A 13,732-nucleotide genomic window follows, 5' to 3' on the forward strand; every position below is an offset into this window, starting at 1 on the left:
GATGGATCAGGAATTTTTGGAGCTCCATGATCTGGACTGGTTTGCGTCGAGCCTGGACGGAACGGTATTGCATTTCGCGACAGGTGGGCGCGGTTTTGTTCCGGATTTTGTAAGGCAATCAATTTCAGCCTACGAAGAAATATATGATTATATTTTTTCAATATCTGCTGGTTGTGGTGTTGAAATTGTTGAGAAAAATCTACCAGGGTTTAATAGCGATATAGAGCGCCAACGTTATTTGAAGTCTTTTTCTGAAATGGCCGGTAGAGGGGTCTTTAGCTATGATGTTTTTAATGATGGAGGATATAAGCTGATCGCTAAGCCGGTCGCTCCTTTAAAGTTGTCGGATCTTCCAGATCAAGTGAGGCATTGTATTTTTCAATCCTCGATGCATGCTCTTAGCATGGTTTTACCGTTGGATATTGAGCTCAAACGGGAAAAGCAAGAAGACTAGTCATTAGCCAAAGGAAAAGTGGACAGGTTTATTCGATTAATAAATCTGTCCACTTTTTTGCGGTTTCATGCTTTTAGCATTTGATGGGAATGCATATGTCACTCTCGGAAACTGCAAAATTTTTAATGGGAATTTTGGAGAAGTAAAAAGAAGTAAAAAGGGACAGATTTATTTGATTTAATAAATTCATCCCCTTTTTGTAATGTTAAACCCGTCGATAAATAGGTGATTGGGATGGACCCAAAAGTATACGAGTTGCTTAACGGTATTCCGGAGGAGGCAGATTATGCGGTGAGTGCAGGGGATCTTGATCCAGAAGACATACCACTAAACCGAATTGAAGCTGTGAAGGAATTGCTTCTAGATACAGTCGGTGATGACGAGCGATTTTTTGCAGCGAAACTACTGACCAGTTGGGGAATTCATGAAGGTCTGGTTGCTCTTGAAAGAAGTATGGAGAGCCCGGAGAGTTTGGAAGGTACATACAGTCATCGGCTGCGTGGATATGACGATACGTATTGCCAGATACTAATGGCTGTGACTAGATATTTTGCCAATGTGGCTGATAGGGGAGATACAGACTTGGCGCGAGCGCAGGTTTTTTCTCCCTTGACGAAAATTATTGAATTGTCGAATAGCAAACCCTTTGAGATAGGGAAAATTTTTGATTTTGTCGTTAATGAAAAATATCTTGAATATTTGCATTATATAAGGAATCACCTTTCCTTGATAATCGATCATCCAGATATTCATCGCTGGAAAATCTATGATGCTATTGAGTGCTTGTTGAAGCTGGATTCGAAGTTTGTTATGTCTCTCCTGAAAGAAAAAAATAAGACGGTTGAAGATTTCAGACCGTCAGTGGCACGTTGAATGAAGATCGGCAGTCGACGCGGTCTAAGTTAAAGGGGGGCAAGGAATACACTGATCAATGCTTTTATGCATTACGGAATGCATCTGCAATTGTAAAGCAGAAGGTTTAATAATGGATCCGAGAATCTATGAATTGCTCAATGGTATTCCAGAAAATGCAGACTATGCCGCAGAAGCAGGAGATCTGGATGTTGAGGATATTCCACAGGATAGACTCGACTCTGTGAAAGAGCTACTTCGTGAATCGAATGATGAATTAGTACGATTTTATGCTGCAAAGCTGTTAACGAGCTGGGGCGCTCGTGAAGGCCTGGTTGCCTTAGAAGAATTTATGAGTAAACCTGAAGTTTTTGAACGGCTATATGTTCACCGGTTACATGGTTATGATGATACCTATCGCCATATATTAATGGCGGTGACAATGTACTTTGCAAATGTCGCTGATAAAGAAGGGAAAGAAGTCGCAAGGGTACAGGTTTGCGATCTTCTTTTGAAGATTGTTGCGTTGGCCGGAGTGAGGCCTTTCGAGATTTCCGAAATGCTTCGCTTTGTTAGGCGTGAAAACTATATAGAATACTTGGCGCCACTAAAGCAGTATCTTTTGTCGATAATTGATCATCCAGAGGTGCATCGTTGGAAAATTTATGATGCTCTGGAGTTTTTTATGACTTTCGATTCGGAGTTTGTCGTGTCTTTATTGAAAAGTAAAAATATGTCTATTGATGATTTTAGCCCCCCCCCCCCTGAGTCAAAGCTGATGGCGGTCTAGCTTGGGAGGGGGGATTCTATTTAATAAATATGCTCCCCTTGTTTTGAAAACCTTTTGTTTCATGCTTTTAGCATTTGATGGGAATGCATATGTCACCCTCGGAAACTGCAAAATTTTTAATGGAAATTTTGGAGGGAAAACTGCCAAGCACGGTATTAAATAGGGTGCTAGAGGCTGATCCCGGTATGGATAAGTATGAATTAGCTAATGTTTTCCTGACGAGATTTGATCGCTTGGACAGTAAGGTTCTGCCTGCGATATGGCATTGGAAAAGCGTCAGATCAATTAGAGGAATGTCTGACGAACAATTTGATGTGACCGTGCTTGCTCTGATGAGGTCCGCGGGTTATAGGGTTTGAAAGGAAAGATGAAAAGGGGCGGTTCTTTTCTTCATCATTATTGGGAACGAGACCCCAGGCACGATCCTGCTAATGGAGCGGTTGATGTGTAAACCCCCAAATTCCGTAGTTGCAGCGCTTTCCAAATATCGCCACGGTGTAGGTGTTGCCTTGTTGGCGGCGGCACTCATAAATGGTTATTTTCAGTTCAATGGCAGCTGGGGACGTTTTTTCACTGTGCTCGCGGTTCAACTGTGGTTTGCACAGGGTGTCTATTGCTACTTCTGCGGTGCAAGTATTTCAATTGCCCCAGGTGGATTGGGAAGAGATGCAGATCCCGAGTGGCGTGCGGCTTTGGCGGCCTTTGCCTTCTTTCTATACGCCGTATTTTTCTTTCTGGATTACCAGTATTAGCGACTGATCCGGCAGAGTCATCGTTGCCTCCATCCCTGAGCTGAACCGCATACGAAAACGCCCCGAACATCTCGGGGCGTTTTCGTATGCCGGGTAGCAGGTCTATCTGAACGCCGGCACCACATGCTTGATAAACAGCTCCAGCGACTTCTTCTTCTCCGCATGCGGCAAGCTGTTGTCACACCAGAAGCTGAACTCATCCACCCCCAGTTCCTGGTAGTACTTGATCCGCGGAATGATCTCTTCGGGTGTGCCGATCATCGCCGTCTTGTGCAGGCTCTCCAGTTCAAACTCCGGACGCCCGGCAAACTTTTCTTCCGGGCTCGGTGCGAGGAAGCCGTTCACCGGCACTTCCTTGTTGCCGAACCACGCATCGAACGTGCGATAGAACCGTGAGATGGCTTTCGCGCCGACCTTCCAGCCTTCCGGATCATCCGCCGAGTGCACGTGGGTATGACGCAGCACCATCAGTTGCGGGCGCGGCACGTCGGGGTTGTTGTCCAGCGCAGTCTGGAACTTATTTTTCAGGTCGAGGACTTCTTCATCGCCCTTCATCAATGGCGTGACCATTACGTTGCAGCCGTTGGCCACGGCGAAGTTGTGCGAGTCCGGATCGCGGGCGGCGATCCACATCGGCGGGTTGGGCTTCTGGATCGGTTTCGGCACGCTGGTGGAGGTGGGGAATTTCCAGATCTCGCCGTTGTGGGCATAGTCGCCTTGCCACAGGGCGCGGACCACCGGGACCATTTCCCGTAGCGCCTGACCGCCGCTTGAGGCGGGCATGCCGCCGGCCATGCGGTCGAATTCCACCTGATAGGCGCCACGCGCCAGGCCCACTTCCATCCGGCCATTGCTGATCACGTCGAGCAGGGCGCATTCACCGGCGACCCGCAGCGGGTGCCAGAACGGCGCGATGATGGTGCCGGCGCCCAGGTGAATCGTGGTGGTTTTGGCCGCGAGGTAGGCCAGCAGCGGCATCGGGCTCGGCGAGATGGTGTATTCCATCGCGTGGTGTTCGCCGATCCACACGGTGCTGAAACCACCGGCCTCGGCCATCAACGTCAGTTCGGTCAGGTCTTCGAACAGTTGACGGTGGCTGACGCTTTCGTCCCAGCGTTCCATGTGTACGAACAGGGAAAATTTCATGACGCTACCTCGAATCTCTTGTGGTCGGCCGGTCGCTTGCCGGCCTGTTTAAGTGCAATGGTGCGGATCAGGCGAAGGCGGGCAGGGCGCCCATCTTGCCGTGGCAATACACCAGCGGGCCGGCGTCCTGCTGAGGGACGATGAGGTTTTTCACCGCGCCGACCATGATCGCGTGGTCGCCACCTTCGTATTCGCGCCACAGCTCACATTCGATGATAGCTGTCGCGTTGGCCAGGATCGGGTTGCCCAGTTCGCTCAGCGTCCACTCGATGCCTTGCGCCTTGTCCTTGCCTTTGCGGGCGAAGGCATAGGCTTCGCTCTGCTGACCGCCGGACAACACGTGAATGGCAAAGCGTTTGTTCTTGATCAGGACGGGGTAGGAATCGGAACTGTAGTTGGGGCAGAACAGCACCAGCGCCGGATCCATCGACAGCGAGCTGAAGGCGCTGGCGGTCAGGCCGACGATCTGGCCGTCGTCATCCAGCGTGGTGATGACGGTAACGCCGGACGGGAACGAGCCCATGACTTGTTTGTAGACGGCAGCATCGATCATTGGTCAATCCTCGAGTGCGGTGAAGCGTGTTTTTATGTGTTTATGGGTCTGATGGTATACCGTAATACATCGATTGCAAGCGCTTTTTTGGTGAAACGATAAACGTGGTGTATTCGTCGGAAACTCAACAGTTACGGGCCTTTCGTCTAGCCGTAAGGTCTTGATATCGGAGAGGATGCCGGATCAGTTAGCGCCGCAAACAGCGGATCAGTCTTGTGAAAATGTTGGAATACCATAATATGGTGTTCATCTGAGGGGCGGCCACGAATCTCCCCCGGTTTGGCTTCATACAACGATAAGAACAGACCCAATCGAGTTCATTTTTATGTCCCAGATGTCCCGGCAAGATCCGTTGATCGAGAATCACACGGTCGACTACGTCCCACTCGCGGAACGCCACGGGAAGGCCCGCGACCTGTTCACCCTTTGGTTCAGCACCAACATTGCGCCACTGCCCATTGTCACCGGCGCCATGGTGGTTCAGGTATTTCATCTCGACTTGTTCTGGGGGCTGCTGGCGATTGCGCTGGGGCACATGATCGGCGGGGTGGTGATCGCCCTGGCGTCGGCGCAAGGCCCGCGCATGGGCATTCCGCAGATGGTCCAGAGTCGGGGTCAGTTCGGGCGTTACGGTGCGCTGTTGATCGTGTTCTTTGCGGCGATCATCTACATCGGCTTTTTCATTTCCAACATCGTGCTGGCCGGCAAATCCATCGTCGGCATTGCGCCGTCGGTGCCGGCGCCGTTGAGCATTCTGATCGGCGCCCTCAGCGCCACGGCCATTGGCGTGATTGGCTACAACTTCATCCACACGCTCAACCGCATCGGCACCTGGGTGATGGGCAGCGCGCTGCTGGCCGGGTTCATCTACATCTTTGCCCATGAGTTGCCAGCGGACTTCTTCACCCGTGGCAGTTTCAATCTTTCGGGATGGCTGGCGACGGTGTCGCTGGGGATCATCTGGCAGATCAGCTTTTCACCGTATGTCTCCGACTATTCCCGTTACCTGCCGGCGGACATCGGGATCGGCAAGCCATTTATCGCGACTTATCTGGGCGCCACGCTGGGCACGATTCTGTCGTTCACCTTCGGCGCGGTGGCGGTGTTGGCTACGCCGGAAGGCACCGAAGCGATGGCGGCGGTCAAGCAATCCACCGGTTGGCTGGGGCCGATTCTGATGGTGCTGTTCCTGCTCAACATCATCAGCCACAACGCGCTGAATCTGTATGGTGCGGTGCTGTCGATCATCACCTCGATCCAGACCTTTGCCAGCCAGTGGACGCCAAGCATCAAGGTGCGGGTGATCTTGTCGAGCGTGGTGCTGGCGGGCTGCTGCGTGGTGGCGCTGGGGGCGTCGGCGGATTTCATTTCCGAGTTCATCGGCCTGATTCTGGCGTTGCTGCTGGTGCTGGTGCCGTGGGCGTCGATCAACCTGATCGACTTCTACCTGATCAAGCGTGGCAGCTATGACATCGCCTCGATCTTCCGCGCTGATGGCGGCATTTATGGGCGCTTCAACCTGCACGCGATCATTGCCTACTTCATCGGCATCATCGTGCAGCTGCCGTTCGCCAACACATCGTTGTATGTCGGGCCGTATGCCAATCTGGTGGAAGGTGCGGATCTGTCGTGGCTGGTCGGCCTGATCGTCACATGCCCGTTGTATTACTGCTTGGCGACCCGTGGGCAGGCGCAGCAGAGCAGGGCGACGCGGTTGGGTTTTACCGACTGACCGTTCGCTGGCTGTCCAAACAATGCCCGGCACATCGTCGGGCATTGTTGTTTCCGCATCCCGGCGGTCACGCAAATTGGCCGTTTCGATCCCCTTTTGGCCAACCGGCTACTGTGCTGCGGCTACGCTGTCAGCAAGAATCGAAGCCACAACAAGACGCTGCATCTTACTTGCCCTTGGCTGACCTGACAGCCGCTGCCGTGTACAGAACATAAAAACCATCGACTCACGCTGCATTCGGGGAAACACAACATGGTCACGATGAAACGCATTCTGGGCGCTACTGTTTTCGGGCTGACGCTGCTGGCCAGCGCCGTACAGGCCGAACAGCGCGAACTGCGGGTGTACAACTGGGCGGATTACATCCTGCCGTCGGTGCCCAAGGACTTCGCCGCCAAAAGCAACATCAAAGTGACCTGGGACACCTTCGACACCAACGAATCTCTCGAAGCCAAACTGCTGACCGGTAACTCCGGCTATGACCTGGTGGTGCCGTCGAATCAGTTCCTCGATACCCAGATCAAGGCCGGCGTGTTCCAGAAACTCGACAAGTCCAAGCTGCCGAACTGGAGTCACCAGGACCCGGCGCTGCTCAAGTTGCTCGACGCCAACGACCCCGGCAACCAGTACGGCGTGCCCTACATGGTCGGCACGGTGCTGATCGGCTTCAACCCGGCCAAGGTCAAGGCGGCGCTCGGCGAGAATGCACCGGTGGACAGTTGGGACCTGGTGTTCAAACCGGAGAACATGGAAAAGCTGAAATCCTGCGGCGTGGCGATGCTCGATTCGCCATCGGAAATCCTGCCGCTGGCCTTGCATTACCTGGGCCTGGACCCGAACAGCCAGAACCCTGCCGACTATGAGAAAGCCAAGGACCTGATGCTCAAGGTTCGCCCTTACGTCACCTACTTCAACTCGGCCAAATACATGACCGACATCGCCAACGGCGACATCTGCGTGGCCATCGGCTACTCCGGCAGCTTCTACCAGTTCGGCAATCGGGCCAAAGAGGCGGGCAACGGCGTGGTGGTCGACTGGCGCTTGCCGAAGGAGGGCGCGCCGATCTGGTTCGACACCTTCGCTATTCCGAAGAGCGCGAAGAACGTTGAGGAGGCTCACGAGTTCCTCAACACCTTGCTCGATCCGAAAGTCATCGCGTCGATCAGCGACTTCCTCGGTTACCCGAATGCCAACAAGGATTCGCTGCCGCTGATCAACAAGGAAATCACCGGCAACCCGAACCTGACGCCGACCAGCGAAGCGCTGAAGAAGCTGTATGTGGTGCAACCGTTGCCGCAGAAACTGGAGCGGGTGCGGACCCGGGTGTGGACCAGCATCAAGTCGGATAAATAAGCCCAAAACCGGGGGAGCGAACCACGTTCGCTTCCCCGGTCGTTATTTCGCCTGACTTTGTTCGGCCGACTTGTCCTTTGTCAGGATCAGGCTAAGCACCACCGACGCCAGAATCAGCCCGCTGACAATCGCCAGCGACCACTCCACCGGCATGTGAAACCACGGCATCACCGTCATCTTCCCGCCGATGAATACCAACACTAGCGCCAGTCCGTACTTGAGCAGATGAAAGCGGTCGGCCATGTCCGCCAGCAAAAAATACAGCGCCCGCAGGCCCATGATCGCGAAAATGTTCGAAGTGAAAATGATGAACGGATCGGTCGTTACCGCGAAGATCGCCGGGATGCTGTCGACCGCAAACATCAGGTCGCTGGCCTCGATCAGCACCAGTACCAGAAACATCGGCGTGGCCCAGCGCACGCCGTTCTGCAGTACAAAAAAACGCTCGCCGTGAAAGCCGTTGGTGATCCGCATATGCCTACGCACCCAGCGCAAGAGCGGGTTGTTATCGAGGTCCGGTTGCTGCTCGGCGAACACCAGCATCTTGATCCCGGTGATGATCAGGAACACGCCGAACACATACAGCAGCCAGGTGAACTGCGACACCAGCCACACCCCGGCAAAAATCATCGCCGCGCGCATCACGATCGCCCCGAGCACGCCATACAGCAGCACCCGGCGCTGCAACTCCGGCGGCACGGCGAAGTAGCTGAAGATCATCACGAAGACGAACATGTTATCGATCGACAGCGACTGCTCGATCAGGTAACCGGTTAGGAATTCCAGGGTCTTGACCTTGGCGATTTCGGGGCCGAATTCGCCGTTGAGGTACCACCAGAGCAATCCGGCGAAGGCCATCGCCAGCATGCACCAGGCAAATACCCAGGATGAGGCTTCCCGTACCGAAACCCGATGTGCCTTGCGCCCACCGAGGACGAACAGGTCGACGGCCAGCATGGCGAGGACAAAAACGATGAAGGCGACCCACATCCAGGGTTCGCCGATGTTGGTGGGGTGCATGCCGTTCTCCCTGTCTTGATGTTTTTCGGGGTAGACGGGGCCATGCTAGTAGGAGCCTTCCGGCAAAGAAAAATCGTTTATTTCGTGGGTATTGTTCGTGAATAACGAAGTGTCGGTCGACACGGGCAGAGTGCGGGTAATACTTCATTCAGCACTTCTTTGCTAACCTCGCTGTCGAGTCAGTCCACCACTCCGGGAGCTACGATCATCGACACGCCAGATCCTCAAGCCGTCTGCAGCCCGATCACCAGCGCTGCCATCTTCATCGTGGCGACCCTAAACGCCGAGGCCGAAGCCGCCGAAAAAGTCCGCGGCTGGTGCGCCGATATCGCCGGCCTGACGCGCTCGGTGGGCAAGCGCGTTCCCTCGGGAAACCTGTCCTGTGTCTGCGGATTTTCTTCCAGCGCCTGGGATCGTCTGTTCGGCAGTCCGCGACCGGCGTCCTTGCATGACTTTCGCGAATTCGGCGTGGAAGGGCGGCGCGCCGTTTCCACGCCGGGCGACTTGCTGCTGCACATTCGCGCCGATCAAATGGACCTGTGTTTCGAACTGGCGACGCAGTTGATGTCGGCGCTGGACGACGCTGTGACGGTGACCGACGAGGTGCAGGGTTTCCGCTATTTCGACATGCGCAGCATCATCGGTTTCGTCGACGGCACGGAGAATCCGGTCGGCCGCAAAGCCGAGCATTTCACCCTCGTGGGCGATGAAGATCAGCCGTTCAGTGGTGGCAGTTATGTGCTGGTGCAGAAGTATCTGCACAACATGAAAGCGTGGAACGAGTTGCCGGTCGAGGCGCAGGAGCGGGTGATCGGGCGCACCAAACTGTCCGATATCGAGCTGGACGATTCGGTCAAACCGAGCAATTCCCACAGTGCGTTGACCACCATCACCAAGGACGGCGAAGAGGTGAAAATCCTGCGCGACAACATGCCGTTCGGCCGGCCCGGCGCAGGTGAGTTCGGCACTTATTTCATCGGCTACGCGCGTTCGCCGGAGCCGTTGGAGCAGATGCTGGAGAACATGTTTGTCGGCAAGCCGCCGGGCAATTACGACCGGTTGCTGGACTTCAGCACGGCGGTCACCGGCAGTCTGTTTTTCGTGCCTTCGGCGGATTTGCTGGAAGAGTTGGCAGAGCGATAAAAAAAACGGCGGGATCAATCGATCCCGCCGTTTTGCATTTACTTGCCTGCCGCCAGCGCTGGCGTGCGTGGCGGCACCAGACGCCTGGAACCGGTCGCCTCAAACGCCGCCGCCAGACGCAGCAACGTCGAGTCGTCATAGGCGCGACCGGCAAACGTCAGCCCCACCGGCATGCCGATGTCGGCCATCACGCCCATCGGCACGGTGACGGTCGGCACGCCGAGGTGGCGGATTGCGAGGTTGCCGTTGGCGACCCAGATGCCGTTGCTCCAGGCGATATCCGCCGAAGCCGGGTTGACGTCAGCGTCGGCCGGGCCGACGTCGGCGTTGGTCGGGAACAGCACGGCGTCGAGGCCGAGGCGATCCATCCAGTCTTCGAGGTCGAGCTTGCGAGTCTTCTCCAGACCGCGCAGGCCGTCCGGCAGGGTCGGGATCTGATCCCACGGCGTGATGCCGCGTTCGGCCATGCGTACGTATTCGTCCATGCCGGCGGCGAGGTCGCCTTCACGGTTGGGGAGGGTGCCCGGGTCGTGGGGGAAGATTTTCGCCCCGTCGACGTCCGCCAGACGGTTGAGTTTCGGGTCGCCGTTGGCACGCAGGAAATCATCGAACGCCCAGGCCGAGAGGTCCCACAACTCATGGTGCATGAACTCTTTGGAAACGATGTCGCGATTGAACACGGTCGGCGCGCCCGGACGATCGCCTTCGCAATTGGAGACCAGCGGGAAATCCACTTCGATCACTTCGGCGCCGGCCGCTTCGAGGGCCTGACGTGCCTGTTTCCAGAGATCGATCACCGACGCGCGAGTGTTGATGCGCTGCCCGGTCGGGCCGCCGATGCCTGGTGCTTCGCTGGTGCCGGCCTCAGGGTCGGCGTTGATGTACATGCGTGGCACGCCCAGGCGTTTGCCGGCCAGTGCATCACTTTTCACAGCGAGTTCAAGGTAAGAAGCAGGGCGCACCGAGGCGACGCTCGGGATCGGCACCCACGGTTGCAGGCGCCACAGGTCGCCACGGGTGTCGGTGTCTTCGGCGACCACCACGTCGAGGACTTCCAGCAGATCGGCCATGGTGCGGGCGTACGGCACTACCACGTCCATGGTCGGCGTCAGCGGCCAGTTACCGCGTACCGAAATCACCCCGCGCGACGGCGTGTAGGCGCACAGGCCATTGTTCGAAGCCGGGCCGCGACCGCTCGACCAGGTTTCTTCTGCCAGACCGAAGGCCGAGAAACTGGCAGCGGTGGCGGTGCCGGCACCGTTCGACGAGCCGGAAGCAAACGGTGCAGTCAGATAATCAGCGTTATACGGGCTTTCAGCCCGGCCATAGACGCCGCGCTGCATCCCGCCATTGGCCATTGGCGGCATGTTGGTCTTGCCCAGGCAGATAGCGCCGCCCGCGCGCAGGCGCTCGATGGTGAACGCATCGCGCTGGGCCACCAGATCAACGAAGGCCGGGCTGCCGGACGCGGCGGTCAGGCCTTTGACCAGATAGCTGTCTTTGGCGGTGTAGGGGATGCCGTCCAGTGGACCGAGGGTTTCGCCTTTGGCACGGCGGGCATCGGAGGCCTGCGCTTCTTTCAGCGCGTCGGGGTTGCGCACGATCACCGCATTCAGGGCCGTGGCGGTGTCCGGACCGTCATAGGCGTCGATGCGCGCCAGATAAGCCTGCACCAGTTCAACCGCCGTGGTCTGGCCGGATTCGAGCGCCGCGCGCAATTGGGCAATGGAAACTTCAGTGACTTCGATCATGCTGTTACCGCCGACAGGTTCGCTAAAGGGTGGTTGGTCATTGTTATCGTCGAAAGATGTCAAAGATTCTTGATGGGCGAAACTCTACCCTGAAATTGGCCCATTGGCATGCACAAAGTCGATAAATATCGGTTAATTTCATCGGAAAAACTCTCCCGGCGTCTCACCAAACTGTTGGCGAAACGCCGCGATAAAGGCCGACGTCGAGTCATAACCACACGCCAAAGCCACGTCGGTGACGCGTTCGCCACGCTCCAGCGGCGTCAGCGCACCCAACAGACGCAGGCGCTGACGCCAGGTGCGGAAGGTCAAGCCGGTGTCGCGCAGGAACAGCCGAGTCAGGGTTTTCTCGGTCACGCCGAATTTTTCGCTCCAGTGCGCCAGGGTGGTCTGCTGTTCCGGATGTTGCTCCAGACTCTGGTATATCTGGCGCAGGCGACTGTCCTGCGGCAATGGCAGCATCAGGTCGATGGGCGGGGCATCGGCCAGTTGATCGAGGATCACCTGGGCCAGGCGCCCGTGCGGGCCGCTCTGGTCATATTCGACAGGAATCTGACTGAACGCTCGAATCAGCTCACGCAAAAGATCGCTGACGCCGAGCACATGACAACGCTCCGGCGCCCAGTCGGCAACACTGCAATCGATGTACAGGCTGCGCATTTCCGTGTGCGGTGAACTGAAGACCCGATGCGGCACCCCCGCCGGAATCCACACCGCACGCTCCGGTGGGGCAACGAAACGACCGACGGCAGTCTGCACTTCGAGCACGCCCTGGATCGCGTAGGACAACTGCACCCACGGATGACTGTGGCGGCGGGTGAGCGCACGATTGGGCAGCGATTCGGTGCGCCCGTACAGTGGACGCGGCAGGCTGGGCAGCCCGGGAATGCTGCGTCTGACGCTCTTGTCGTGTCCTTTTGGCGGCATCTGTGGGTTCTTCGGCGTTAGTCGGTAATTTCCAGTCACGTTAGAGTCGCTTCCACGTACTGGCAACCCCCGGATGAGCAAACCATGACGCGCCCACGATTTTTGCCCGACAACTTCACCCTGACTCTGATCGGCGTGGTGCTGCTGGCCAGCTTCCTGCCCGCCAGCGGCCAGGTCGCGGTCGGCTTCGGCTGGCTGACCAACATTGCCATCGCACTGCTGTTTTTCCTGCACGGCGCCAAGCTGTCGCGGGAATCGATCATCGCCGGCGCCGGTCACTGGCGCCTGCATTTGCTGGTGTTCGGCCTGACCTTTGTCCTGTTCCCGCTACTGGGACTGGCGCTCAAGCCACTGCTGTCGCCATTGATCGGCGATCAGCTGTACATGGGCATGCTTTACCTGTGTGCGCTGCCGGCCACGGTGCAGTCGGCGATTGCCTTCACTTCGCTGGCGCGGGGCAATATTCCGGCGGCGATCTGCAGCGCGGCGGCGTCCAGTCTGTTCGGGATTTTCCTGACACCGCTGCTGGTGACGCTGCTGCTGAACGTTCACGGTGACGGCGGTTCGACCCTCGACGCAATCGTGAAAATCAGCGTGCAATTGCTGCTGCCGTTCATCGCAGGTCAGATTGCCCGTCGCTGGATCGGCGCCTGGGTCGGTCGCAATAAAAACTGGCTGAGATTCGTCGATCAGGGCTCGATTCTGCTGGTGGTTTACGGCGCGTTCAGCGAAGCCGTGAACGAGGGCATCTGGCACCAGATTCCGGTGAGCGACCTGCTGGGGCTGGTGGTGGTCTGCTGCATTCTGCTGGCACTGGTGCTGTTGGCGTCCACGCTGCTGAGCAAGGCGTTCGGTTTCAGTCTGGAGGATCGCATCACCATCCTGTTCTGCGGCTCGAAGAAAAGCCTGGCCACCGGTGTGCCGATGGCGCAGGTATTGTTCGCTGGCAGCACCATCGGCGTACTGATTCTGCCGCTGATGCTGTTCCATCAGATTCAATTGATGGTTTGTGCGGTGCTGGCGCAACGCTATGCCAAGCGTTCGGAGCCGGTAACCGAGTTGATGGCACAGGTTGATCCATAGTCGTATTGCGGCGTTCAGGACGGACGCCGCAAATTCGTTAGTTATTTCAAGATAATCAACAAGTTGTATCTTGAGTCGAGGTTTATGCGCGGCTTAGAGCCTGAAATATGCTGAAAAAATTCCCTTCAAGGGGTTGTCACCCCACCCATGCGTGTTTAGGATCCAATCCTCGAAAT

The 13,732-nt window shown here is 56.4% G+C and carries 13 protein-coding genes; 8 read left to right on the top strand and 5 right to left on the bottom strand.

Annotation, left to right across the window (positions count from 1 at the left end):
- Position 1 precedes the first annotated feature (1 nt).
- The 4 genes from AWU82_RS09740 to AWU82_RS09755 all read left to right on the top strand — a co-directional run bounded on the left by AWU82_RS09740 (position 2) and on the right by AWU82_RS09755 (position 2,848).
- A complete protein-coding gene (locus tag AWU82_RS09740) occupies positions 2-454 on the top strand; it encodes a hypothetical protein (protein WP_190241573.1) in 453 nt (150 codons plus the stop codon).
- Between the two features lie 234 nt (positions 455-688).
- Positions 689-1,327 carry a hypothetical protein gene (locus AWU82_RS09745; RefSeq protein WP_064380470.1) on the top strand — a complete coding sequence of 213 codons (639 nt, stop codon included), beginning with the start codon at positions 689-691 and terminating at the stop codon, positions 1,325-1,327.
- Positions 1,328-1,439: 112 nt separating this feature from the next.
- Positions 1,440-2,096, top strand: a complete 657-nt coding sequence (locus tag AWU82_RS09750) for a hypothetical protein (protein ID WP_064384066.1) — start codon at positions 1,440-1,442, stop codon at positions 2,094-2,096.
- A 443-nt stretch (positions 2,097-2,539) separates the two neighbouring features.
- The gene (locus AWU82_RS09755) at positions 2,540-2,848 is read left to right on the top strand and encodes a hypothetical protein (RefSeq protein WP_139831640.1); all 309 of its coding nucleotides are present in this window, start codon (positions 2,540-2,542) and stop codon (positions 2,846-2,848) included.
- A 102-nt stretch (positions 2,849-2,950) separates the two neighbouring features.
- Here AWU82_RS09755 and AWU82_RS09760 read toward each other — a convergent pair whose 3' ends face one another.
- A complete protein-coding gene (locus AWU82_RS09760) occupies positions 2,951-3,994 on the bottom strand; it encodes an LLM class flavin-dependent oxidoreductase (RefSeq protein ID WP_007950451.1) in 1,044 nt (347 codons plus the stop codon).
- 67 nt (positions 3,995-4,061) lie between these two features.
- A complete protein-coding gene (locus AWU82_RS09765) occupies positions 4,062-4,547 on the bottom strand; it encodes a flavin reductase family protein (RefSeq protein WP_007950450.1) in 486 nt (161 codons plus the stop codon).
- A 325-nt stretch (positions 4,548-4,872) separates the two neighbouring features.
- Here AWU82_RS09765 and AWU82_RS09770 point away from each other — a divergent pair, with 325 nt between their 5' ends.
- The gene (locus AWU82_RS09770; RefSeq protein ID WP_064380468.1) at positions 4,873-6,279 is read left to right on the top strand and encodes a purine-cytosine permease family protein; all 1,407 of its coding nucleotides are present in this window, start codon (positions 4,873-4,875) and stop codon (positions 6,277-6,279) included.
- A gap of 252 nt (positions 6,280-6,531) precedes the next feature.
- Positions 6,532-7,632 carry a polyamine ABC transporter substrate-binding protein gene (locus AWU82_RS09775; protein ID WP_011334637.1) on the top strand — a complete coding sequence of 367 codons (1,101 nt, stop codon included), beginning with the start codon at positions 6,532-6,534 and terminating at the stop codon, positions 7,630-7,632.
- 42 nt (positions 7,633-7,674) lie between these two features.
- On the opposite strand, the gene AWU82_RS09780 is transcribed toward AWU82_RS09775, so the two are convergent.
- On the bottom strand, positions 7,675-8,652 hold the full coding sequence (locus AWU82_RS09780) for a TerC family protein (protein ID WP_064380466.1): 978 nt from the start codon (positions 8,650-8,652) through the stop codon (positions 7,675-7,677).
- 159 nt (positions 8,653-8,811) lie between these two features.
- Between AWU82_RS09780 and AWU82_RS09785 the strand changes: the two genes are divergently transcribed.
- Positions 8,812-9,795, top strand: coding sequence for a Dyp-type peroxidase (locus AWU82_RS09785; protein WP_232253625.1), 984 nt, complete (start codon positions 8,812-8,814; stop codon positions 9,793-9,795).
- Between the two features lie 38 nt (positions 9,796-9,833).
- Here the strand turns inward: AWU82_RS09785 and AWU82_RS09790 are convergent, their stop codons facing one another.
- Both AWU82_RS09790 and AWU82_RS09795 read right to left on the bottom strand, forming a co-directional pair.
- Positions 9,834-11,546, bottom strand: a complete 1,713-nt coding sequence (locus AWU82_RS09790; RefSeq protein ID WP_064380464.1) for an amidase — start codon at positions 11,544-11,546, stop codon at positions 9,834-9,836.
- 138 nt (positions 11,547-11,684) lie between these two features.
- On the bottom strand, positions 11,685-12,473 hold the full coding sequence (locus tag AWU82_RS09795) for an AraC family transcriptional regulator (protein WP_011334633.1): 789 nt from the start codon (positions 12,471-12,473) through the stop codon (positions 11,685-11,687).
- Between the two features lie 84 nt (positions 12,474-12,557).
- Between AWU82_RS09795 and AWU82_RS09800 the strand changes: the two genes are divergently transcribed.
- A complete protein-coding gene (locus AWU82_RS09800; RefSeq protein ID WP_064380462.1) occupies positions 12,558-13,556 on the top strand; it encodes a bile acid:sodium symporter family protein in 999 nt (332 codons plus the stop codon).
- The last annotated feature ends 176 nt before the right edge of the window (positions 13,557-13,732 follow it).

Origin of the sequence: Pseudomonas glycinae, assembly GCF_001594225.2 — a bacterium.
In the GTDB taxonomy this organism is placed as follows: Bacteria; Pseudomonadota; Gammaproteobacteria; order Pseudomonadales; family Pseudomonadaceae; genus Aquipseudomonas; species Aquipseudomonas glycinae.